Annotated in this window: 21 protein-coding genes; 3 read left to right on the top strand and 18 right to left on the bottom strand. The window is 70.0% G+C overall.

Annotated features, from left to right (window positions below):
* Window positions 1–39: 39 nt before the first annotated feature.
* Both erpA and ACPYOG_RS12945 read right to left on the bottom strand, forming a co-directional pair.
* Window positions 40–396 carry an iron-sulfur cluster insertion protein ErpA gene (gene erpA / locus ACPYOG_RS12950; RefSeq protein ID WP_481294604.1) on the bottom strand — a complete coding sequence of 119 codons (357 nt, stop codon included), beginning with the start codon at window positions 394–396 and terminating at the stop codon, window positions 40–42.
* 96 nt (window positions 397–492) lie between these two features.
* Entirely contained in the window at window positions 493–1,962 is a 1,470-nt protein-coding gene (locus tag ACPYOG_RS12945) for a M20/M25/M40 family metallo-hydrolase (RefSeq protein WP_481294603.1), read from the bottom strand.
* 41 nt (window positions 1,963–2,003) lie between these two features.
* On the opposite strand from ACPYOG_RS12945, the gene ACPYOG_RS12940 reads away from it, so the two are divergent.
* Window positions 2,004–2,600, top strand: coding sequence for a DUF3043 domain-containing protein (locus tag ACPYOG_RS12940; RefSeq protein WP_481294602.1), 597 nt, complete (start codon window positions 2,004–2,006; stop codon window positions 2,598–2,600).
* A 1-nt stretch (window position 2,601) separates the two neighbouring features.
* Window positions 2,602–3,546: an RNase H family protein gene (locus ACPYOG_RS12935; RefSeq protein ID WP_481294601.1), complete on the top strand. Its 945-nt coding sequence runs from the start codon at window positions 2,602–2,604 to the stop codon at window positions 3,544–3,546.
* Here ACPYOG_RS12935 and ACPYOG_RS12930 read toward each other — a convergent pair.
* The 3 genes from ACPYOG_RS12930 to hisD are packed head-to-tail and all read right to left on the bottom strand — an operon-like array spanning window position 3,514 to window position 6,388.
* On the bottom strand, window positions 3,514–4,557 hold the full coding sequence (locus tag ACPYOG_RS12930; protein WP_481294600.1) for a quinone-dependent dihydroorotate dehydrogenase: 1,044 nt from the start codon (window positions 4,555–4,557) through the stop codon (window positions 3,514–3,516). The genes ACPYOG_RS12935 and ACPYOG_RS12930 overlap by 33 nt on opposite strands.
* Window positions 4,558–4,576: 19 nt before the next feature.
* The gene (gene nrdR / locus ACPYOG_RS12925) at window positions 4,577–5,047 is read right to left on the bottom strand and encodes a transcriptional regulator NrdR (protein ID WP_090038610.1); all 471 of its coding nucleotides are present in this window, start codon (window positions 5,045–5,047) and stop codon (window positions 4,577–4,579) included.
* Between the two features lie 9 nt (window positions 5,048–5,056).
* Window positions 5,057–6,388, bottom strand: coding sequence for a histidinol dehydrogenase (gene hisD / locus ACPYOG_RS12920; RefSeq protein ID WP_481294599.1), 1,332 nt, complete (start codon window positions 6,386–6,388; stop codon window positions 5,057–5,059).
* Window positions 6,389–6,466: 78 nt separating this feature from the next.
* On the opposite strand from hisD, the gene ACPYOG_RS12915 reads away from it, so the two are divergent.
* A complete protein-coding gene (locus tag ACPYOG_RS12915) occupies window positions 6,467–6,997 on the top strand; it encodes a flavin reductase family protein (RefSeq protein WP_481294598.1) in 531 nt (176 codons plus the stop codon).
* Between the two features lie 303 nt (window positions 6,998–7,300).
* Here the strand turns inward: ACPYOG_RS12915 and dnaE are convergent, their stop codons facing one another.
* From dnaE to ACPYOG_RS12850, 13 genes are all read right to left on the bottom strand, one after another.
* Complete coding sequence (dnaE, locus tag ACPYOG_RS12910; protein WP_481294597.1) at window positions 7,301–10,816, bottom strand: DNA polymerase III subunit alpha; 3,516 nt, start codon at window positions 10,814–10,816, stop codon at window positions 7,301–7,303.
* A 23-nt stretch (window positions 10,817–10,839) separates the two neighbouring features.
* On the bottom strand, window positions 10,840–11,760 hold the full coding sequence (locus ACPYOG_RS12905) for an RluA family pseudouridine synthase (RefSeq protein ID WP_481294596.1): 921 nt from the start codon (window positions 11,758–11,760) through the stop codon (window positions 10,840–10,842).
* Window positions 11,761–12,411, bottom strand: coding sequence for a signal peptidase II (gene lspA / locus ACPYOG_RS12900; protein ID WP_481294605.1), 651 nt, complete (start codon window positions 12,409–12,411; stop codon window positions 11,761–11,763). It lies immediately after the preceding gene.
* A 34-nt stretch (window positions 12,412–12,445) separates the two neighbouring features.
* Window positions 12,446–13,273, bottom strand: a complete 828-nt coding sequence (locus tag ACPYOG_RS12895; RefSeq protein ID WP_481294595.1) for a DivIVA domain-containing protein — start codon at window positions 13,271–13,273, stop codon at window positions 12,446–12,448.
* A gap of 146 nt (window positions 13,274–13,419) precedes the next feature.
* Window positions 13,420–13,716 (bottom strand): YggT family protein, encoded by a 297-nt coding sequence (locus ACPYOG_RS12890; protein WP_481294594.1) that lies wholly within the window; start codon window positions 13,714–13,716, stop codon window positions 13,420–13,422.
* Window positions 13,717–13,835: 119 nt separating this feature from the next.
* Window positions 13,836–14,348: a cell division protein SepF gene (locus tag ACPYOG_RS12885; RefSeq protein WP_481294593.1), complete on the bottom strand. Its 513-nt coding sequence runs from the start codon at window positions 14,346–14,348 to the stop codon at window positions 13,836–13,838.
* A gap of 60 nt (window positions 14,349–14,408) precedes the next feature.
* Complete coding sequence (locus ACPYOG_RS12880) at window positions 14,409–15,122, bottom strand: YggS family pyridoxal phosphate-dependent enzyme (protein ID WP_481294592.1); 714 nt, start codon at window positions 15,120–15,122, stop codon at window positions 14,409–14,411.
* Window positions 15,088–16,272, bottom strand: coding sequence for a cell division protein FtsZ (gene ftsZ / locus ACPYOG_RS12875; RefSeq protein WP_481294591.1), 1,185 nt, complete (start codon window positions 16,270–16,272; stop codon window positions 15,088–15,090). Before ftsZ ends, ACPYOG_RS12880 begins: the two co-directional genes overlap by 35 nt.
* 144 nt (window positions 16,273–16,416) lie before the next feature.
* Window positions 16,417–17,427: an FtsQ-type POTRA domain-containing protein gene (locus ACPYOG_RS12870; RefSeq protein ID WP_481294590.1), complete on the bottom strand. Its 1,011-nt coding sequence runs from the start codon at window positions 17,425–17,427 to the stop codon at window positions 16,417–16,419.
* A 7-nt stretch (window positions 17,428–17,434) separates the two neighbouring features.
* Window positions 17,435–18,865: a UDP-N-acetylmuramate--L-alanine ligase gene (murC, locus tag ACPYOG_RS12865; protein ID WP_481294589.1), complete on the bottom strand. Its 1,431-nt coding sequence runs from the start codon at window positions 18,863–18,865 to the stop codon at window positions 17,435–17,437.
* Between the two features lie 65 nt (window positions 18,866–18,930).
* Entirely contained in the window at window positions 18,931–19,998 is a 1,068-nt protein-coding gene (locus tag ACPYOG_RS12860) for a UDP-N-acetylglucosamine--N-acetylmuramyl-(pentapeptide) pyrophosphoryl-undecaprenol N-acetylglucosamine transferase (RefSeq protein WP_481294588.1), read from the bottom strand.
* Window positions 19,995–21,245 carry a putative lipid II flippase FtsW gene (gene ftsW / locus ACPYOG_RS12855; protein WP_481294587.1) on the bottom strand — a complete coding sequence of 417 codons (1,251 nt, stop codon included), beginning with the start codon at window positions 21,243–21,245 and terminating at the stop codon, window positions 19,995–19,997. Before ftsW ends, ACPYOG_RS12860 begins: the two co-directional genes overlap by 4 nt.
* On the bottom strand, window positions 21,205–22,085 hold an 881-nt coding region (locus tag ACPYOG_RS12850; RefSeq protein ID WP_481294586.1), incomplete at its 5' end, for a Mur ligase family protein. The genes ftsW and ACPYOG_RS12850, both read right to left, overlap by 41 nt.

Below are 22,085 nucleotides of genomic sequence, written 5' to 3'. Positions count from 1 at the left end.
GTGGAGGGCGGCCCTGTGTGTTTTCGTGTGCTATGGAACTCAGTGGAAGGAGTCTCCACAGGCGCACGAACCGGTCGCGTTAGGGTTGTCGATCGTGAAGCCCTGCTTCTGGATGGTGTCCTCGAAGTCGATCGTGGCGCCGTCCAGGTACGGGACGCTCATCTTGTCCACGATGACCTCCACACCGTCGAAATCGACGGTCGCGTCCCCGTCGAGCATCCGCTCGTCGAAGTACAGCTGGTAGATCAGACCGGAGCAGCCGCCGGGCTGGACGGCGACGCGCAGACGCAGGTCGTCGCGGCCTTCCTGCTCGAGCAGGCTCCTGACCTTGGATGCCGCGGTGTCGGTCAGGCCGACTCCGTGGGCCTTGGTCGCGGTCAGCGTCGTGTCGGACATCGGGCTCCTCACAAAGGATGATTCAGGCTTCGGAAACGAAATCTGCGTCGATTGTACGTCGCTCGGCTGCGATTTCTGCGACCGCGGCCGATCCGCTCAGGATTCTCTCGCGTTCAGCCGCGTGAGAAGGAGCGCCTCGGCGAGCACTGCACGCTTGAACACCCCGAGGTGGAGGGACTCGTTCGGGCTGTGCGCACGCGTGTCCGGGTCCTCGACCCCGGTCACCAGGATCTGGGCCTCGGGGAACTCCCGGACCAGGTCGGCGATGAACGGGATGGAGCCGCCGATCCCGGTCTCGACCGCCTCCGCGCCCCAGGCGTCGGTCATGGCGCGCTTCGCCTCGCTCGCGGCCCAGCCCGCCGTGTCGACGAGGAACGGGTCGCCGAGGTCGACATCGTCGATGGCGATATCCGCCCCGAACGGGGCGTGGGCCCGCAGGTGTCGCTCGAGCGCCTCGTAGGCCTCGCGGGCCGGCTGCCCCGGCGCGACGCGGGAGCTGATCCGGACGGACACGCTCGGCAGGAGGGTGTTGGAGGCGTTGGCCACGCTGGGGGCGTCGATGCCGGTCACCGTGATGGTCGGCTGCGACCACATCCGCGACAGGATCGGGCCGCGCCCGATGCTCCGGACGCCGGGAAGGAAGGCGGCGTCCTCGGCCAGCTTCTCCTCGCTGAACGCGGGTGGCTCGGCTGCCTCCGTGTACGACCGCAGGCCCTCGACGGCCACGGCGCCGTCGTCGTCGTGGAGCGTCGCGAGCAGTTTCACCGCCGCGAGCATCGCATCCGGAGCAGCACCTCCGTACATCCCGGAGTGGGAGGCGTGCTCGAGCGTCGAGACGGTGAGCCGGAACGTCACGTTGCCGCGCAGCGAGACCGTGAGCGCCGGAGTGTCCACGTCGACGTTGTCGGAGTCGGCGACGACGATCACGTCGGCTGCCAGCGCGGCGGAGTTCTGCTGGAGGAAGTTCGAGAAGGAGCGCGAGCCGAACTCCTCCTCGCCCTCGATGAAGACCGCGAGGCCGAGATCGAGGTCGTCGCCCAGAGCCTCATGCAGGGCGCGCACGGTGGCCACGTGCGACATCACCCCCGCCTTGTCGTCCGCGGCGCCGCGGCCGTACAGCCGGTCGCCACGGACGGTCGGCTCGAACGGCGGGGTCTTCCAGTCCGCCGCATCGCCCTCGGGCTGCACATCGTGGTGGGCGTAGAGCAGGACCGTCGGCCTGCCGTTCCGCGCGGCACGGGTGGCCAGCACGGCCGGCTGGCCCAGTGCCTCGTCGCCACCGTCGTCCCCCCGCGAGGGGATAGGCGCCTGCTTCACCTCGACGCGGTCGAAGACGCCCGTCTCCGTCAGCAGAGCGGACACCGCATCCGCACTCCGCCGCACGTTCGCCGGGTCGAACGCCGACCACGACACCGAGGGGATGCGGACGAGCTGCGCGAGGTCCGCGATCGCCGACGGCAGCCCGGCGTGGACCGCTGCGCGGACCTCCTGCTCGACGCCGTCCGGGGAATCGGCGGCGGCCGTGTCGTCGGATGCGGAAACGGGGGTCAGCTGGCTCTCTGTCATGCGGGTAATCTTAAGCGGACCCCACAACCGAAGGCTCGAAGTTGGCGAAACGACAGAACCCGGCGAGCGACGCGGAAACGCCCGCAGCCGAGACCCCCGAAGAGACGGCTGCCCGGCTGAAGCAGGGCAAGGGGGCGCCGACGCCCTCCCGCCGCGAGCAGGAGGCCGCACGGAAGCGCCCGCTCGTCCCCACCGACCGCAAGGAGGCGGCCCGGATGGCGCGCCGGCGGCAGGCAGAGGCGCGCGACAAGGCCCGCGTGGGCATGGCGGCCGGGGATGACCGCTATCTGACGGCCCGCGACCGCGGTCCACAGCGCCGCTACGTCCGCGACTACGTGGACGCGCGCTTCTCGATCGGCGAGTTCCTCATCCCGATCATGCCGCTGGTGATCGTGCTGACCTTCCTGCCGTCCCCGCTCCTGCAGGCGTACGGACTGTTCGCCCTCTGGGGCTTCTTCCTGATCGCGGTGATCGACTGCATCGTCCTCGGCTTCCTGGTGCGGAAGCGCATCGCCGCGAAGTTCGGCGCGAGCAAGGTCGAGCGCGGCCTGCGCTGGTACGCCGCGATGCGTGCCCTGCAGCTGCGCGTGATGCGCCTGCCCAAGCCGCAGGTCAAGCGCGGCCGTTTCCCCAGCTGACGTGGCGATCATTGCGGCGGCGGACGGGTCCGCCCTCGGCAACCCCGGCCCGGCCGGCTGGGCCTGGTACGTGGACGACGCCCACTGGTCGGCCGGCGGCTGGCCGCATGGCACCAACAACCAGGGCGAGCTCATGGCGGTCATCGACCTGCTCGAGGCCACGGCCCACCTGGACGACGACCTCCACATCTACTGCGACAGCCAGTATGTGATCAACGCGGTCACGAAATGGATGCCCGGCTGGAAGCGCAAAGGCTGGCGCAAGGCGGACGGCGCCCCCGTGCTGAACCGCGAGCTGCTCGAGCGCCTGGACCGCGCGCTCCAGGGCCGCCGCTTCACCTTCGAGTGGGTGAAGGGCCACGCCGGCCACGAGCTGAACGAGGCCGCGGACGTGCGCGCCCGTGCCGTGGCCACCGCGTATCAGAAGGGCGACCCGATCCCGATCGGCCCGGGCTGGCCCGGGAACGCGGTCGCGGCTCAGGCTGCAGCTGCTTCCGCGACGCCGGAGCCGGAGCCGGAGCTGGCGCCGGAGTTCTCGCCGACGGCGACCGCGACGGACGACGCCGCCCTCGAGTTCGACCTCTTCGACGGCCTTCCGCCCGAGGAGACGGACGAGGAGGCCGTCGCGCGGCTGGAGCGCGAACTGCTCGAACCCGGCGTGCGTTCCGACGCCTCGCGACTCGCCGAGCTGCTGCATCCCTCCTTCGAGGAGATCGGCCGCTCGGGCCGGGTGTGGGGCCGCGACGCCCTCATCTCCGAGCTCGCGGACGAGAACTCCCCCGCCGGCGAACTCGACGTGCTCGGCGTCGACCGGGTCGCTCCCGAGGCGCTGCTCCTCACGACGCGGACCGTGGATGCGCGGGGCGCGACACTGCGCAGCTCCCTCTGGGTGCGCAGCTCGGGACGCTGGCGTCTACGCTTCCACCAGGGCACTCCGGAGGCGTAGCAGTCCCCGGTTGATCTGCCGCGCCCACAGCGGGCCGCGGTAGAGGAACGCGGTGTAGCCCTGCACCAGGGTGGCGCCCGCATCTCGCCGCTCCTGCACGTCCTCTGCCGTCTCGACACCGCCGACGGAGATCACGCAGAGCTCCGGCGGGACGACCGCCCGGATCAGACGCAGCACCTCGAGCGAGCGTTCGGCGAGCGGCGCACCGCTCAGGCCACCTGCTCCCGCTGCCTCGACGACTGCTGGGTCGGTGCGCAGGCCCTCCCGGGCGATGGTGGTGTTGGTCGCGATGATGCCGGCGAGACCGAGTTCGACCGTGAGTCGCGCGATCCTCTCCACCTGGTCGTCGGTGAGGTCCGGAGCGATCTTCACCAGGAGCGGCGTGTCGCCCGCGACCTCCTTCACGGCGGTCAGGAGCGGTGCGAGCAGCTCGAGCTCCTGCAGGCCGCGGAGCCCCGGGGTGTTCGGCGAGCTGACGTTCACGACCAGGTAGTCGGCGACCGGCGCGAGGGCGCGGGCGCTCGTCAGGTAGTCGGCCGTGGCATCCTCGACGGCGACCACCCGCGACTTGCCGATGTTCACGCCGAGGACGGGACGCCGCCGGGCGCGGCGCACCCGCAGCAGCTGGTTGGCGGCGCATCCTGCGCCGTTGTTGTTGAAGCCCATCCGGTTGATGACGGCGCGGTCCGGGATGAGGCGGAACAGCCGTGGCTTCTCGTTTCCGGGCTGCGGGCGTGCGGTGACCGTGCCGACCTCGACGTGGCCGAAGCCGAGCGCGCCGAGGCCCAGCACAGCCTCGCCGTCCTTGTCGAAGCCCGCGGCCACACCGAACGGGGAGGCGAACCGCAGCCCGAGCGCGTCGACCGCCAGCGACGGATCGGGCGCGGTGTAGCGCCGGGCCAGCCCGCCCAGGCCCAGGGCCGGGAGGGCGCGGATCACCAGGAACGCGAGATGGTGGGCGCGCTCGGGGTCGAGCCGGGACAGGATGAGGTCGAACAGTGCGCGATACATGCCTGTTCAAGAATACCCGTCAGGGCACATCCACCGTTTCCGCACGGTGCGCGAGGCGCAGCGAGCGGATGGCCTCCTCGAAGTCGTCGAGGGAGTCGAACGCCTGGTAGACGCTCGCGAAGCGCAGGTAGGCGACCTCGTCCAGCTCCCGCAGCTCCGGGAGGATCGCGAGACCCACGTCGTTCGCCTCGATCTGCGACGCGCCGGTGGATCGGATGGTCTCCTCCACCTTCTGCGCCAGCACCGCCAAGTCGGAGTCGGTCACCGGCCGGCCCTGGCAGGCCTTCCGCACGCCGAGGACGATCTTCTCGCGGCTGAACGGTTCGGCCACCCCGCTGCGCTTGATCACACTCAGGCTCGCCGTCTCGGTGGTCGAGAAGCGGCGGCCGCATTCCGGGCACTGCCGGCGGCGGCGGATGGAGAGCCCGTCGTCGCTGGTCCGCGAGTCGATGACGCGGGAGTCCGGGTGACGGCAGAAGGGGCAGAACATGGTGGGATTCTACCGCTCGGAGTCGGCCGGGCCGCCCGGGCGGAAGCGCGCGGTCACCGCGTCCCCGTGCGCGGGGAGGTCCTCGGCCGTCGAGAGCGCGACGATGCGGTCTGCGACCTCGCGCAGCGCATCCCGGTCGTAACTCACGACCTGCTGCGGCCGGAGGAACGAGTAAGCGCCGAGACCGGGCGAGAAGCGGGCCTGGCCGCCGGTCGGGAGTACGTGGTTGGACCCGGCGAGGTAGTCCCCCAGGCTGACGGGGGACGTGGCCCCGAGGAAGATGGCGCCGGCATTGTGGATGGACGCGAGCAGCGCCTCCGGATCCGCCGTCTGCAGCTCGAGGTGCTCCGGTCCGTAGGCGTCGCTGAAGACGGCTGCCGCGGCCAGGTCGTCGACCAGGACGATCGCCGACTGCGGGCCGCCCAGGGCGGTCCGGACGCGCTCGGCGTGCTTCGTGGCGTCCGCCTGCCGGCCCAGCTCAGCGACCACCCGTTCGGCGAACGCCGGGCTGTCGGTGACGAGCAGGGAGGCGGCCGCCTCGTCGTGCTCCGCCTGGCTCACGAGGTCGGCCGCGACATAGCCTGCATCCGCCGCATCGTCGGCGATGACGAGGATCTCGGTCGTTCCCGCTTCGGAGTCGATGCCGGCCTGACCGCGCACGACCCGCTTGGCCGCCGCGACGTAGATGTTGCCCGGTCCGGTGATGACCTGCACCGGCTCCAGACCCAGGTCTTCGACGCCGTACGCGAGCGCGCCGATCGCACCGGCGCCTCCCATCGCGTACACCTCGTCGATCCCCAGCAGCCCGGCGGCGCCCAGGATCGCGGGGTGGACCGCGCCTCCGAACTGGCGCTGCGGCGGACTGGCGAGAGCGACGGAAGCGACGCCGGCGACCTGGGCGGGAACGGCGTTCATCACCACGCTCGACGGATACACGGCCTTGCCACCGGGCACGTAGAGCCCGGCGCGCTCGACCGGCTGCCAGCGCTGCACGATGGTCGCGCCCGGGCGGATTGCGGTCTCGGCGGCGGGCGGAACCTGTGCGGCCGTCGCCTCTCGGACGCGTGCGATCGCCTCCTCCAAGGCCTCGCGGACCTCGGCGGGGAGCGCCTGCACGGCCGCGTCGATCTCGGACTGCGGCACCCGCACGGACGCGGGAGCGCCGCCGTCGAAGCGCTCGGCCTGCTCGGTCAGCGCCGCGAGGCCGCGCCGCCGCACATCCTCGATCAGCTCGGTGGCGACGGACATCGCGGCGTGCACGTCGACGACCGGACGGGGCACCAGGCGCTGGAAGGCGGCGCGAGTAGGCTGGACACCGCGGAGGTCGATGGTCTGGATCATGGCCCGACCAGCCTAACGGTTCGCGCCGGTCACCCCCGCGCGGAATGGTCCCGACAGATTCGAGCTTGTACCCACAGTATGAACAGCGCATCCCCCGACCCCACCGACGGCGCCGTCAGCGACGCGACACCCGATCTCGCGGCGTTCCGGCAGACGTTCCGCCGTCACGCGGCCGGGGTGGCGTTGATCACGGCACAGACCTCCGACGGCACTCCGGTCGGCTTCACGGCGACCTCCCTGGCCTCGCTCGCCGCGGTGCCGCCCCTCGCCACGTTCAACATGTCGCTGTCGGCGTCGAGCTGGCCCGCGATCGCGGAGACCGACCGGGTCGTCATCCACACCCTCGGTGTGCGGAACCGCGACGTCGCGCAGATCCTCTCGGGGGACAACCAGCAGCGCTTCCTCGGCGACCACTGGTACCGCGGCCCGCACGGACTGCCCGTGATCAAGGACACGACCGCCTGGATGGTCGGACGCATCCTCGAACGCACCGAGGTGCACAACAGCGCCGTCGTGATCGTGCAGATCGAGGAGGGCGGTCTTGGCGAGGACGACGCTCCCCTCGTCTACCACGAGCGCACCTACTGGCGCCCCGGCACCGCCGTCTGACCCGAGCCCTCCGTCCCGCCGGCCCCGCCCTTCCGCCCCCGCCCTTCCGCCGAAGTGCTCGTTGTTGCAGCCCGAACCGGCGTGTCGGACGCAACTACGAGCACCTCGGCGGGACGAGCGCGTCCCCCTTCGCCCCCACCCTTCCGGCGAAGTGCTCGTTGTTGCAGCCCCAGACGGCGTGTCGGGTGCAACAACGAGCACCTCGGCGGAGGGAGCGGGAGCGGGAGCGGAGGCAGCGGGAGCGGCAGCGGAGGGCGCGGATGGGGGCGGAGGCGCGGAGGCGCGAGGCGCTGAGGGGTGGCGTCAGACGAGGCAGTTGGGACCGAGCAGGCCCTTCAGCTCCCCGTAGAGGTCCGCGCTGACGGTGACCGGCCGGGGAACCTCGAACACCCGCGCGACCTGACCCTTCACCAGCCGCAGGCGCACCTCGCTCTCGCCCGGGTGACGGCCGAGGACCTCGCTCAGGGACAGGACGGTGTCGGTCGTCGCGCGCTGGTCCGGCATCGTGATCACGAGCGGCCCCGAGTCGTTCGCCTGGCCCACGTCGGGCGTCATCAGCGAGAACGCGTGCAGGTTCATCCCGTCGTCGCGCAGGCTCACCCGGCCGCGGACGACCACGATCGCGTCTCCGACCAGCTGCGGAGAGTACTCCTGGTACGCCTTGCCCATGAACATGACGGTCAGCTCGCCGCCGAAGTCCTCGACCTGGATCATCCCGTACTGGTTGCCGGAAGCCTTCGCGACACGGTGCTGCACGCTCGTCACAAGACCGGCGATCGTGACGGTCTCGCCGTCCTGGATGCTCTCGGAGCCCACCAGCTCGGCGATCGACGTACTCGCGAGCTTGGCCAGCTGCAGCTCGAGGCCCGCGAGGGGATGGTCGGAGACGTACAGTCCGAGCATCTCGCGCTCGAACGCCAGCTTGTCGCGCTTCGCCCACTCCGGACGCTGCGGGATGTGGTGCTGCGTCTGCGTCGCCTCGTCCTCGCCCCATAGGCTGTCGAAGTCGAACCCGACATCGCCGTTCGCCTCGTTGCGCTTGATCTTGACAGCCGACTCGACCGCATCCTCGTGGACCTCGATGAGTGCACGGCGGGTGTGGCCGAGCGAGTCGAACGCGCCCGCCTTGATGAGCGACTCGACCGTCCGCTTGTTCGCGGCGTGGATGGGCACCTTGTTCAGGAAGTCGTGGAACGTCTCGAAGCGGCCCTTGCTCTCGCGCGCCTCCCGGACCCCCTCGACGACGTTCGCCCCGACGTTGCGGACCGCGCCCATCCCGAAGCGGATGTCCTCGCCGACGGCGGCGAAGTACAGGTTGGATTCGTTGACGTCCGGCGGCAGCACCTTGATGCCCATGCGGCGGCACTCGTTGAGGTAGAGGGCCATCTTGTCCTTGGAGTCGCCGACGCTCGTCAGCAGCGCCGCCATGTACTCCGCGGGGTAGTGCGCCTTCAGGTAGGCGGTCCAGTACGAGATGACGCCGTAGGCGGCCGAGTGCGCTTTGTTGAACGCGTAGTCGGAGAACGGGAGCAGGATCTCCCAGAGCTTGTTCACGGCCTCCATCGAGTAGCCGTTGGCGGCCATTCCCGACGAGAAGCCTTCGAACTGCTTGTCGAGTTCGGACTTCTTCTTCTTGCCCATCGCGCGGCGCAGGATGTCTGCTTGGCCGAGCGAGAATCCGGCGACCTTCTGCGCGATCGCCATCACCTGCTCCTGGTAGATGATGAGGCCGTAGCTCGTGGAGAGGATCTCGGCGAGCGGCTCGGCGAGCTCCGGGTGGATGGGCGTGATCGCCTGCTGGGCGTTCTTGCGCAGCGCGTAGTTCGTGTGCGAGTTCGCGCCCATGGGGCCCGGCCGGTAGAGCGCGATGAGCGCCGAGATGTCCTCGAAGTTGTCCGGCTTCATGAGCCGCAGGAGCGATCGCATCGGGCCGCCGTCGAGCTGGAACACGCCCAGCGTGTCACCGCGCGAGAGGAGCTCGTAGGCGGGACGGTCGTCGAGCGCGAGCTCCTCGAGGACGAGCTCCTCGCCGCGGTTGTCGCGGATGTTGTCGAGGGCGTCGTTGATGATGGTGAGGTTGCGCAGCCCCAGGAAGTCCATCTTGATGAGTCCGAGGGACTCGCAGGCCGGGTAGTCGAACTGCGTGACGATCTGGCCGTCCTGCTCCCGCTTCATGATCGGGATGATGTCGATCAGCGGGTCGGACGACATGATGACGCCTGCCGCGTGCACGCCCCACTGGCGCTTCAGGTTCTCGAGCCCGAGAGCCGTGTCGAAGACGGTCTTCGCCTCCGGGTCGGTCTCGACGACCGCGCGGATGTCGACCGCCTCTTTGTAGCGCGGGTGGTCCTTGTCGAAGATGCCGGTGAGCGGGATGTCCTTGCCCATCACGGGCGGCGGCATCGCCTTGGTGAGCTTCTCACCCATCGAGAAGGGGAAGCCGAGCACACGCCCGGAGTCCTTCAGCGCCTGCTTGGCCTTGATGGTGCCGTACGTGACGATCTGGGCGACGCGCTCCGAGCCGTACTTCTCGGTCACGTACTTGATGACCTCGCCGCGGCGGCGGTCGTCGAAGTCGACGTCGAAGTCGGGCATGGAGACGCGGTCGGGGTTGAGGAAGCGCTCGAAGATGAGGCCGTGCTGCAGCGGGTCGAGGTCGGTGATCCGCATGGCGTAGGCGGCCATCGAGCCGGCGCCGGATCCGCGGCCGGGGCCCACGCGGATCCCGTTGCGCTTCGACCAGTTGATGAAGTCGGCGACCACGAGGAAGTAACCCGGGAAGCCCATCTGCGAGATGACGCCGATCTCGTAGTCGGCCTGCTTGCGCACCTCGGGGGTGATGCCGCCCGGGTAGCGCTGCTCGAGGCCCCGCTCGACCTCCTTCACGAACCAGGTCTGCTCCGTCTCGCCCTCGGGGACGGGGAAGCGCGGCATATAGTTCGCGGCCGTGTCGAACTGCACGTCGCAGCGCTCGGCGATCGCCAGGGTGTTGTCGCACGCTTCGGGATAGTCGCGGAACAGCTGCCGCATCTGCTCCGGCGTCTTGAGGTAGAACTCGTCGGCGTCGAACTTGAACCGGTTGGGATCGTCGAGGGTGGAGCCGGACTGCACGCAGAGCAGGGCGGCGTGACTCTTCGCATCCTCGGCGTGCGTGTAGTGCAGGTCGTTGGTCCCCACCAGCGGCAGGCCCAGATCTTTCGCCAGCCGGATGAGGTCGGACATGATCCGGCGCTCGATGCCGAGGCCGTGGTCCATGATCTCGGCGAAGAAGTTCTCTCGGCCGAAGATGTCGCGGAACTCTGCCGCCGCCTCGCGTGCCGCCTCGTACTGGCCGAGGCGCAAGCGCGTCTGGACCTCGCCGGAGGGGCATCCCGTGGTCGCGATGATGCCCTTCGAGTACCGGCTGAGCAGGTCGCGGTCCATGCGCGGCTTGAAGTAGTAGCCCTCCATCGAGGCGTACGACGACATCCGGAACAGGTTGTGCATGCCCTCGGTGGTCGCCGCGAGCATCGTCATGTGGGTGTATGCGCCCGAGCCCGAGACATCGTCGCCGCCGCCGTCGCCCCAGCGGATCCTGGTCTTGTCGGTGCGATGGGTGCCGGGTGTGAGGTACGCCTCGGTGCCGATGATCGGCTTGATGCCCGCATCGACGGCCGTGCGCCAGAAGTCGAACGCACCGAACATGTTGCCGTGGTCGGTGATGGCGACCCCGGGCATCCCCTGCGCGGCCGCCGCCTCGACCAGCGGTTTGACCCGCGCCGCGCCGTCGAGCATCGAGTACTCGCTGTGGACGTGGAGATGTACGAAGGAGTCGCTCATGACCCCTTCAGCCTAACCGCGACCTACGACAGGCGGAGCACGTCCAGAGCGTGTTGCAAGTCCTCGGGATAGGTCGTCGTGAAGGTGACCCACTCCCCCGTCGCCGGGTGGTCGAAGGACAGCTGGACGGCGTGCAGCCACTGGCGCGAGAGGCCCAGCCGCGCGCTCAGCGCCGGGTCGGCCCCGTACATCGAATCGCCCACGCAGGGGTGCCGCTGAGCCGCCATGTGGACACGGATCTGATGCGTCCGGCCGGTCTCCAGATGGATCTCGAGGAGGCTCGCCGAGGGGAACGCCTCGATCGTCTCGTAGTGCGTGATGGACGGCTTCCCTCCCGCGACCACGGCGAACTTCCAGTCGGATCGAGGATGCCGGCCGATCGGCGCGTCGATCGTGCCCGTGAGCGGATCGGGGTGGCCCTGCACGACGGCGTGATAGATCTTCTCCACGGTCCGGTCGTGGAAGGCACGTTTGAGGACCGTGTAGGCGTGCTCCGACTTCGCGACGACCATGAGGCCGCTCGTGCCGGCGTCGAGGCGGTGGACGATGCCCGCGCGCTCGGCGGCGCCCGAGGTGGAGATCCGGAAGCCCGCGGCGGCCAGCGCGCCCAGCACCGTCGGGCCCTCCCAGCCGACCGAGGGATGGGCGGCCACGCCGACGGGCTTGTCGATCACCACGATGTCGTCGTCATCGTGCACGATCGTGAGCTCGGGGACGGCGATGGGGACGATCTGCACGTCCGACTTCGGCTGCCACGACACCTCGAGCCAGGAGCCGGCCGTGAGGCGGTCGGACTTGCCGGCCTCGCGGCCGTCCACCGTCACACCGCCCGCCTCGGCGATCTCGGCGGCGAAGCTGCGCGAGAAGCCGAGGAGCTTGGCGAGACCCGCGTCGACGCGCGAGCCGTCCAGCCCGTCCGGGATCGGGATGCTGCGCGACTCCATCTAGCTCTGGGGTTTGTCGTGCTGATTCGAGATGGGCTGATTCGAGATGGGCTGATTCGAGACCGGCTGCTCCGTCACCGGCTCGCCCAACGCAGGCCTATCCGCCGCCGTCTCGCCCGCGACGGGCTCATCCGTCACAGGCTCGCCCGCGACCGACTCGTTCTCCGGGTCGACATCACTGTCCGGCGCGTGCCGGCCGTCGAGGCCGACGCCGCGCAGTGTGAGGAGGAGGAACAGCACCATGCTCGACACGATCGCCACGTCGGCGAGGTTGAAGATCGCCGGCAGCACGGGGATCTGGAGGAAGTCGACCACGTGGCCGACGCCGAAGCCGGGTTCGCGGAACAACCGGTCGGTCAGGTTGCCGAGGAGCCCTCCGAGCAGCAGCCCGAACAGCACCGCCCAGGCCATCGACCGGATCCGTGGGGCGTACCAGATGACGAACCCGAGGACGCCGACCCCCACAATGGAGAAGATCCACGTGGAGCCGGTGCCGATCGAGAACGCTGCGCCCGCGTTCTTCACGAAGTGGAACTGCAGCAGCTGCCCGAGGACCTGGATCTGCTGGCCCTCGTAGAGGTGGGCGACCACCAGGAGCTTGGCGATCTGGTCGACGAGGTACACGCACAGCGCCACCAAGCCCAGGATCACCAAGGCCCGGACGCTGACCTTGGACCGGGAGGGACTAGCCTCCAAAGCCGGGGAAGGCCGGAGGCTGCTGGCCAACCTGCTGGCCCTGGTTGCCGTCGTCGGAGCCGCCTGCGGGCACCGGAGCCGGAACGGCGCTTCCGGCGCCTACCGGAACCGCTGCGCGGCTCTGGCCCGGGTTGGCGCCGCCACCCTGGACGGGAGCGTCGAGGTCGCGGAGCTGGCTCTCGATGTAGCTCTTGAGACCCTTGCGGTAGTCGCGCTCGAACGTGCGGAGCTCGTCGATGCGACGCTCGAGACCGGTGCGCTCCTGGTCGAGGGCGCTGATCTGGGCGCGCTGCTTCGACTCGGCCTCTGCGACGATGCGGGCAGCGGTGGCGTGCCCCTCGGCGATGAGCTGGTCGCGCTTCTCGACACCCTCGCGCACGTGCTCCTCGTGGAGCCGGCGGGCGAGCTGGAGGAGGTTGTTGGTGGCGTTGGGGTCGTTCGCGTCGTCCGCCGGCGGCTGGTACGCCGGAGCGGGCTGAGCCTGCGCCTGCTGAGCGGCCTGTGCGGCCTCCTGCTGCGCCTGGGCCAGACGCTGACGCAGGTCCTCGTTCTCGCGCTGAAGACGCTCGGTCTCGCCGTTGTCGGCCTGCGCCGGAGCGGCGACGGCGCCGCCCTGGCCGCCGCTGCGCTGCAGCTCGGCGATCCGGGAGTCGGCGGCCACGAGACGCTGCTTGAGCTCCTCGTTCTCCTGATTCAGGCGACGCAGCTCGACGACGACCTCGTCGAGGAAGTCGTCGACCTCGTCCTGGTCGTAGCCCTCGCGGAACTTCGTCGGCTGGAACCGCTTGTTGACTACATCTTCCGGAGTCAGCGCCATGGCAAGCCACCTTCGTGAAAAATTGGAACAGAAACGCGTTCAGCCAACGCTAGCAAAGCGGATGGGACTCGCGCAGCCATCCGCGCGGTCCGCGCGTCGGCTCGTCAACGATACAACGGGCGCTCACGTGCGGGCATCAGCAACACTCAGCGGAATCCCAGGGTCACGTACAACCCGATGATGACCACCAGCATGGTGAGGCTCCACCCGAAATCGATCGCCACCGGACCCATGGAGACGCGGGGGATGATCCGGCGGAAGAAGCGGATGGGCGGATCGGTGACCACGTACGTGGATTCGGCCAGCACCAGTCCGAAGCCGCGCGGCCGCCACTGGCGGGCGAACACCCGGACGAGATCGAGCACGAACCGGGCCCACAGCACGAAGAAGTAGATCAGTAGCGCGTAGTAGACGACGGTCGCGATGATCGAGACGGCAAACACCTACCCAGTATGGACGAAAGCGCACCGCCTCCCCTGCCAGCCACGGAAGAGGCGGAGGGAGCCGATGCGCTTATGCGTCGTGAAGCCGGGCGTCGCGTGGAGCCGGGCATCGCGTGCCGTCAGGCCTGGGCGAAGAAGGAGGCGTCGACGTCGGCGTCCTGACCGCCGTGCTCGCCGGAGACCACGACGTGGCTCGGCGAGAGCAGGAACACCTTCGGCGTGACGCGCTCGATCTTGCCGTAGAGCCCCTGGGAGAGGCCGCTGGCGAAGTCGACGAGGCGCCGGGCGTCGCCCTCGCTCATCTGCGAGAGGTTGATGATGACCGGGATGCCCTCCCGGAACGACTCGGCGATCGCCTGAGCGTCGCGGTACTGGCGGGGGTGGACCGTGAGGATCTCGTTCATTTCCTGTACCGATGCATTCCGTGCTGTGGACGACTTGCGCAGCGGCGTGACCGGAGCGCGGCCGGCCGCGGGTGCGACCGGAGCGGGATGGGGGACGGCCTGAACGGGCGACGGAGCCGGTGTGGGGGCTTCGCGGCGCGGCTGGTGCTGCTCCTGCTGCTCCTCGAACTCCAGCTCCTCGTCGGCAAGGCCCAGGTAGACCATCGTCTTCTTCAGCGGGTTGGCCATGGCTTCCTCCGTACAGACCTGCGCGACGCCTCGCCACGCACGTGAACTCGTGCTTCGAGATTAACGAACCTCTGGCCGATTCCCGGTAATGGCCGTCCCGATCCGAAGGTGTGTCGCGCCGGCGGCGATGGCCTCCCGGTAGTCCTGCGACATGCCGGCCGAGATCGCCGAGGCGTCCGGGGCGAGCGAGCGGACGCGGCCGGAGGCGGCGCGCACCCTCTCGAAGGCGCTGGCGGGCGCCTCTCCGAGCGGAGCGACCGCCATCACACCCAGCAGGCGCAGTCCGGGCGTTTCGAGCACGTGCTCCACGAGCGGCTCCAGGTCGCGATCGGCGACGCCGCCGCGGCCCGGGTCGTCCGTCAGGTTGAGCTGGACGAACACGTCGAGGTCCGGCTCGGTCTCGCCCTCGCGGGCGGCCAGCGCATCCACCAGGGAGAGCCGGTCGACCGAGTGGACGACGGACGCGTATCGCCGCACCTGTCGCGCCTTCTTGCTCTGCAGCTGCCCGACGAAGTGCCAGGTGAGGTCGAGGCCGGCCAGCTCGGCGGCCTTCGCCTGCGCCTCCTGGTGACGGTTCTCCCCCATGTCGCGAACGCCGAGCCCGGCGAGCTCGCGCACCAGCGACGCCGGGTGGAACTTCGTCACGACGATGGTCGTGAGCTCCCCGGGCGAACGGCCGGCGGCCCGGGCGGCGTCCTCGACGCCCTCCCGGACCGCTGCGAGCCGCTCGGCCAGCCCGTTACTTGAGGAAGTCGGGGATGTCGAGGTCGTCATTCTCGTCGTCGAACGCCGGGTCCTTCTGGGGCGCCGCCTCTGCGGCCGGGCTCTCACCGGTCTGCCAGGTGTCGGCGGCGGGAGCGGGAGCCGCGGCCTCGCCTGTTTCGAACGGAGCGGAGGAGGCCGCCTGCGCCTGCTCCGATCCGGCCTCCACATAGCTGGCGCGCCGGCCGTCGACCGCCGCGGGCCGCGTGTTGGGCTCGCCTCCGTCGAAGCCGGCCGCGATGACGGTCACGCGCACCTCGTCGCCGAGGGTGTCGTCGATGACCGCACCGAAGATGATGTTCGCCTCCGGGTGCACCGCCTCCTGGACCAGGCGAGCGGCGTCGTTGATCTCGAAGATCCCGAGGTTCGATCCGCCCTGGATGGAGAGCAGGACGCCGTGGGCGCCGTCGATCGACGCCTCCAGGAGCGGCGAGGCGACGGCGAGCTCTGCCGCCTTGATCGCCCGGTCGGCGCCGCGCGAGGAGCCGATCCCCATGAGCGCCGAGCCCGCTCCCTGCATGACCGACTTGACGTCGGCGAAGTCGAGGTTGATGAGTCCCGGGGTGGTGATGAGGTCCGTGATGCCCTGCACACCGGCGAGGAGCACCTGGTCGGCGGTGGAGAACGCCTCCAGCATGCTGATGCCGCGGTCGCTGATCTCTAGCAGCCGGTCGTTCGGCACCACGATGAGGGTATCGACCTCTTCCTTCAGCCGCTGGACGCCGATCTCGGCCTGCTGCTGGCGGCGCTTGCCCTCGAACGAGAACGGCTTGGTGACGACACCGATCGTCAGCGCGCCGATGGACTTCGCGATGCGTGCCACGACCGGGGCGCCGCCCGTGCCGGTGCCGCCGCCCTCACCCGCCGTGACGAAGACCATGTCGGCGCCCGCGAGGGCTTCCTCGATCTCCTCGGCGTGGTCCTCCGATGCGCGACGGCCCACCTCGGGGTCGGCTCCGGCGCCGAGGCCGCGGGTGATCTCGCGCCCGACGTCGAGCTTGACGTCGGCGTCGCTCATCAGCAGCGCCTGCGCGTCCGTGTTGATGGCGATGAACTCGACGCCGCGGAGGCCGAGCTCGATCATGCGGTTGACGGCGTTGACGCCGCCTCCGCCGATGCCGACGACCTTGATCACGGCGAGGTAGTTCTGTTGTGCTGTCACGTCCGGCCTCCACGGGAACCTTCGACCTCAAGTTGAGGCTTAAAGTCTTGCTCAGTATGCAATTCTCGATCCGACGTTAGGTGCGCGGTGGCCCCGCCCGGGTAACCCGGCAGGCGTGTCGGAAAAGTGCCGTTCATCTCGGCCCTACCCTGTCGTCACGCTGTGCGGCGACGAGACGTCGTAACGGGATGCGTCGGCCGCGCTTTTCAGCAGAGCGGCGAGGTCCGCGGCCTTCAGCGAGGAGTCCTCTGCGCTCCCCCAGACCACGGTCGCATGCCTGCTCCGGAGGGTGAAGCTGACGTCATCCTTCGTCTTCGCGGCGATCGTATCGACCTGCGCCAGGACGCCGGGAGGCAGGGCGCTCAGCACGCTCGCTGCCGCGGCGAAGCCCGAGTCCGCATCCACGTCCGCCGCGCCACCGCTCGCCGCGATGAGGGGGAAGCCGTCCGGCCGCTTCTCGCTGCTCGCGATGGGGACCTTGGCCGCATCCACCAGGGTGTAGGCGCCGCCCTGCTGGATGACGCCGACCGGCTGCCGCTCCACCACGCGGACGACGATCGAGTCCGGCGGGTGGCTCTCGACCGTGTAGCTGCGGATCAGCGGGAAGGCGGCGAGATCGCTGGAGATCCCCGCCTGGTTGAGCAGGGGCAGCGGCGTGCCCCGCTGATCCGAGAGCTTCTTCTCGATGGCGGTCGCATCCAGCCGGGAGGTTCCCGTCACCTGGATGTGCTTGAGCGCGAGCAGCGGAGAATACGCGACGATCGCGACGGCGAGCACGAGGGCGGCCACGACTCCCGCCGCGGCCAGCCAGGCGAGGCGGCGGCGCCGCGAACGCTTGGTGAAGCGACGGACCTCCCCGCGCTCGACGCGCTTGCGCTCGCGACGGGCCGTGCGCAGCGCCTTGTCGATCTCGCGGTTCGTGGGCAACCGCGAGTAGGGCGAACTCTCCGTGCGGGACGTGGGAGCGTGGAGCGGCGACCGGACGGGATCCCGCTGCTCCGGCTTCACCACGGGGATGGGCTCGGTCACGGTTCCGACGGTCCGCGGGGCGGGCTCGTCCCGGCCTCGCCCGCCACGCTCCTCCGCGTTTCCACGCGGCGCGGCGGACGCCGTGGCCGGCGCCTCCTGCCGGTCGAAACCCTGAGGACGCTTCACGGAACGCCTACTCCGCCGGGACGGCGTCCGGGTGCTCCCGGCGCAGCGAGTCCAGCAGCTGGGGGACGATGCGGTACACGTCGCCGCAGCCCAGCGTGATCACGAAGTCGCCCTCGCGTGCGATCTGCGCGGTGTGATCGGCGGCCTGCTGCCAGTCCGCGATGAAGGCGACGTGCTCGGGATGCGCGAAGCGGTCGGCGACGAGCGCTCCGGTGACGCCAGGTTCCGGGTCCTCGCGGGCGCCGTAGACGTCCAGCACCACGGTCTCGTCCGCGTACTGCTCGAGCGTCTCGGCGAACTCCCGCGCGAACAGACGCGTGCGGCTGTAGAGGTGCGGCTGGTGGACGGCGATGATCCGGCCGTCCCCGACCACGGTGCGGGCGGCCGAGAGGGCTGCGGCGACCTCGGTCGGGTGGTGCGCGTAGTCGTCGTAGACGCTGACGCCGCCGACGGTCCCGTGCAGCTCGAAGCGGCGCTCCGTGCCGCCGAACCCGGCGATGGCCGCGAGAGCTGGGGCCGGGTCGAAGCCGAGGCCGGTGAGGACGGCGAAGGCTCCCCCGGCGTTGATCGCGTTGTGGCGGCCGGGAACGCGCAGGCGGGCCGCGTAGTCCTCGCCGCGGTAGCGGAGCACGAAGGACACCGGACCGTCGGTGACGATGGAGTGCACGCGGACTTCTGCATCCTCGGCCTCGCCGAAGGTGACGATGCGCTTGTCCGGCGCCTCCTCGCGCAGGCGGCGTGTGACATGGACGGCGCCGGGGTCGTCGGAGGACACGACGACGAACTCGTCCGCCTCGCGCGCGAACGTGACGAACGCATCCTCGAACGCCTCCAGCGAGCCGTAGTGGTCGAGGTGGTCCGGGTCGACGTTGGTGATCAAGGCGACCGCCGTGTCGTACAGCAGGAACGAGCCGTCGGACTCGTCCGCCTCCACCACGAACAGCTCGCCGGTGCCGGTCTGAGAGCTCTTGCCGAGGGAGGCGATCACGCCGCCGTTGACGAAGCTCGGGTCCTCACCGAGGCCGAGCAGCCCGGTGATGATCATGCCGGTTGAGGTGGTCTTCCCGTGGGCGCCGGCGACGGCGACCAGGCGGGACCGCTTGATCAGCCAGGCGAGCGCCTGGGAGCGGTGCAGCACCGGAAGGCCCTTCGCCAGCGCCAGCTGGTACTCCGGGTTGTCCTGCCACAAGGCCCCCGTGACGACGAGCGTGTCGGCGTCGCCGACGTTGGCCGCGTCGTGGCCGACGGTGATCGTCGCCCCGAGGCCGCGCAGGGTGTCGATGTTGGCGGAATGCCGCACATCCGATCCCGTCACCGTGTAACCGGCCTCGAGGAACAGGCGGGCGATGCCGCTCATCCCCGAGCCGCCGATGCCGACGAAGTGCAGCTTTCCGAGCTCGTCGGGCAGGGTGAGATTCGGGTCTGGCTTGATCGTCACCCATGCAGCTTACGCGGCGAACCTCCATAACCCTTCGAGGCGCCGCCGACGCCGGCGGTTCCGGGTCAGAGCGATTTATGGATGAGGGCGACCATGCGGTCGGAGCCGTCGCGGACGCCCGAGGAGGCTGCTCGAGCGGCCATCCCGGCGACGCGGGTCGTGTCGGCGAGCAGGGGCAGGAGGTGCGCATCCACCCAAGTGGGAAGGAACTCGGCGTCGTCGATGAGGAGCCCTCCCCCGGCCTGGACGACGCCGGCCGCGTTGAAGCGCTGCTCGCCGTTGCCGATCGGGAAGGGCACGTAGACGGCGGGGATGCCGAGGGCGGCGAACTCGCACACGGTCGCAGCGCCCGCGCGGGCCACGGCGAAGTCGGTGAGCGCGAAGGCCAGGTCCATCCGGTCGCAGTAGTCGAGCAGGCGGTAGTGCTCCACACCGGGGTCGGTCAGCTCGCCGCGTCCGCCCTGGATGTGCAGTACCTGCCAGCCGGCGGCGGTCAGCTCCCGGGCGCGGGCGACGATCGTCTCGTTGAGGCGCCGCGCGCCGAGCGAACCACCCGTGACGAGCAGGGTGGGGCGATCGGCGGACAGCCCGAACTCCGCCGCCGCGGGCGTGCGGGCGGCGGCACGGTCGAGCTCCTCGATCTCGACGCGCAGCGGCATGCCGACGAAGGTGGGATGCGGAAGCGGCGTCCCCTCGAAGGCCACGCCGACCCACGGCGTGTACCGCGCCCCCAGCCGGTTCGCGAGGCCCGGCCGGGCGTTCGCCTCGTGCAGCACGAGCGGAACCCGCTCGCGACGCGCAGCGGAGTAGGCCGGGGCTGCGGCATAGCCGCCGAACCCCACCACGACGTCGATCCCCCGGGAACGGATCAGCTCGCGCACCGTCCGGATCGAGCGCCGGTACTCCCCCGGGAAACGCAGGGCCGCGGCATTCGGGCGGCGCGGGAAGGGCAGCTTCGGGATGGTCGCCAGTTCGTAGCCGCGCTGGGGCACGAGCCGCGCCTCCAGACCCTCCGCCGTCCCGAGGACCAGCACCTCGGCGGCGGGGTCGTCGCGCCGCAGGCGGTCGGCGACGGCGAGCAGGGGGTTCACATGGCCGGCGGTGCCCCCGCCGGCGAGAAGGTAGCGCGTCATGCGCGCAGGCCCTCCGCATCCCGGCGCTGGGCGGCGAGGGAGTCACGGTGAGACTGGCGCGCGAACGACAGCACGATTCCGATGGCGGTCATGGAACTGATCATCGCAGTCCCACCTGCGGAGATCAGTGGGAGGGGGACGCCGAGAACCGGGATGACACCGAGCACCACCGCGATGTTGACGAACGCCTGACCGATCAGCCAGACCATGATGGCCGCCGTCGTCACCCGGGCGAACGGATCCGTGGACGAGTGGATGATGCGCAGGAAGACGATCGCGAGCATCACGAAGAGCAGCAGCACCACGACGGCCCCGATCAGGCCCAGCTCCTCGCCGATGATGGCGAAGATGAAGTCCGTGTCGGCGGCGGGGAGCCAGGACCACTTCGAGTGCGAATTGCCGAGACCCACGCCGAAGACGCCGCCGGACGCCAGCGCATAGAAGCCGTTGTTGATCTGCCAGTCGACATCCGGGTTGGCCGCGCTCGTCCCGCCGAACGCCGCGGCGATGCGGCCCAGACGGCTGGCGCTCGAGATCGCGACGAAGAAGGCAACGACGCCGACGGCCACCACCCCGGTGAACAGGTACCGCATCCGGACACCCGCGAAGAACAGGCCGCCGAGGACCAGCGCCGCCATGATCATCGTCGTGCCGAGGTCACCGCCCAGCGTCACCAGGGCGATCGCGCCGCCGGCGACCGGGACGACCGGGATGGCGACGTGCTTCCACTGGCCGAGCACCTCGCGCTTCCGTGCCAGCACGATCCCCAGCCAGACGACGAGCGCGAGTTTGATCGCCTCCGACGGCTGCACGGTCAGCGAGCCGATCTTGAGCCAGTTGCGGTTGCCGCCGATCTCCATCCCGAGCGGAGTGAGCAGGACGAGCACCTGCAGGAAGCAGGCCGCAGCGAGGAAGAACCAGATCGATCTGCGCCAGAACGCCCGCGGAAGCCGCGACACCACGAACATCAGCGGGAGGCCGACGAGCGCGTACGCGCCCTGCGACCAGAAGCGCGCGAAGAAGTTGTTGCTGTCGTTGTGCGACTCGACCGCCGACGACGACAGCACCATCACAAGGCCGAACACGACCATGAAGAGCGTGATGCCGAGCAGGAGGAAGTAGTTGGCCGACTCGGACGTCATCGCCCGGCCGAGCTGGATGCGCGTGGTCAGGGCACCGAGACGGCCCGCGCGGGACTCGGCCTCCTCAGCCCTGATGCGGGTCGGGACGCGAGGCGGACTCGTCATCTGCCTCACCTCCCAAGTACTCGTTGACCGCCGTCTGGAAGCGACGGCCGCGCTCCGCATAGTCGGCGAACTGGTCCATCGACGCCGCCGCCGGGGCGAGCAGAACCGTGTCGCCCTCGCGGGCGAGACCGCCGGCCAGCCGCACCGCCGCCGGCATGACCTCCTCAGTCTCGCGGGCCTCGACCTCCAGCACCGGAAGCTCCGGCGCGTGTCGCCGGAATGCAGCCATCAGGGGCTCGCGGTCCGCTCCGATGAGCACAGCGCCACGGAGGCGGCTCACGTGGGCGGCGACCAGCGCATCCACCTCGACGCCCTTCAGCAGGCCGCCCACCAGCCACACCACGGACGGGTAGGCGCGCAGCGATGCGTCCGCCGCGTGGGGGTTCGTCGCCTTGGAGTCGTCGACCCAGCTGACGCCCGCTTCGACCCGGACCAGCTCGATGCGGTGCGCATCCAGCCGGAACGCGGTCAGGACATCGCGGATCGTCTGCGGAGTGACGCCGTAGGAACGCGCGAGGGCGCTGGCGGCGAGGATGTTCGCGACCACGTGCGGCGCATCCAGCCCCGCCTCGTGGAGCTCGTCCAGGGTGGTCAGCTCGATGGCGGCGTTCACGCGGTCCTCCAGGAACGCGCGATCGCACAGGATGCCGTCCACGATCCCGAAGTCGCTCGGACCGGGAACATCCAGTCCGAAGCCGATGGCGCGCGCGCCCTCGACGACCTCCGCCTCCTCCACCATCCGCAGCGTGTTCGCGTCGGCCCGGTTGTAGACGCAGGCGACCTGCGTGTTGTCGTACACCTTGGCCTTCGCTGCGATGTACGCCTCAAGCGACCCATGCC

The sequence above is a fragment of the Leifsonia sp. HAY1-4F genome (assembly GCF_056755275.1).
The sequence above is the reverse complement of the archived record's forward strand: the minus strand, read 5'-3'. Positions and strand labels throughout refer to the sequence as shown.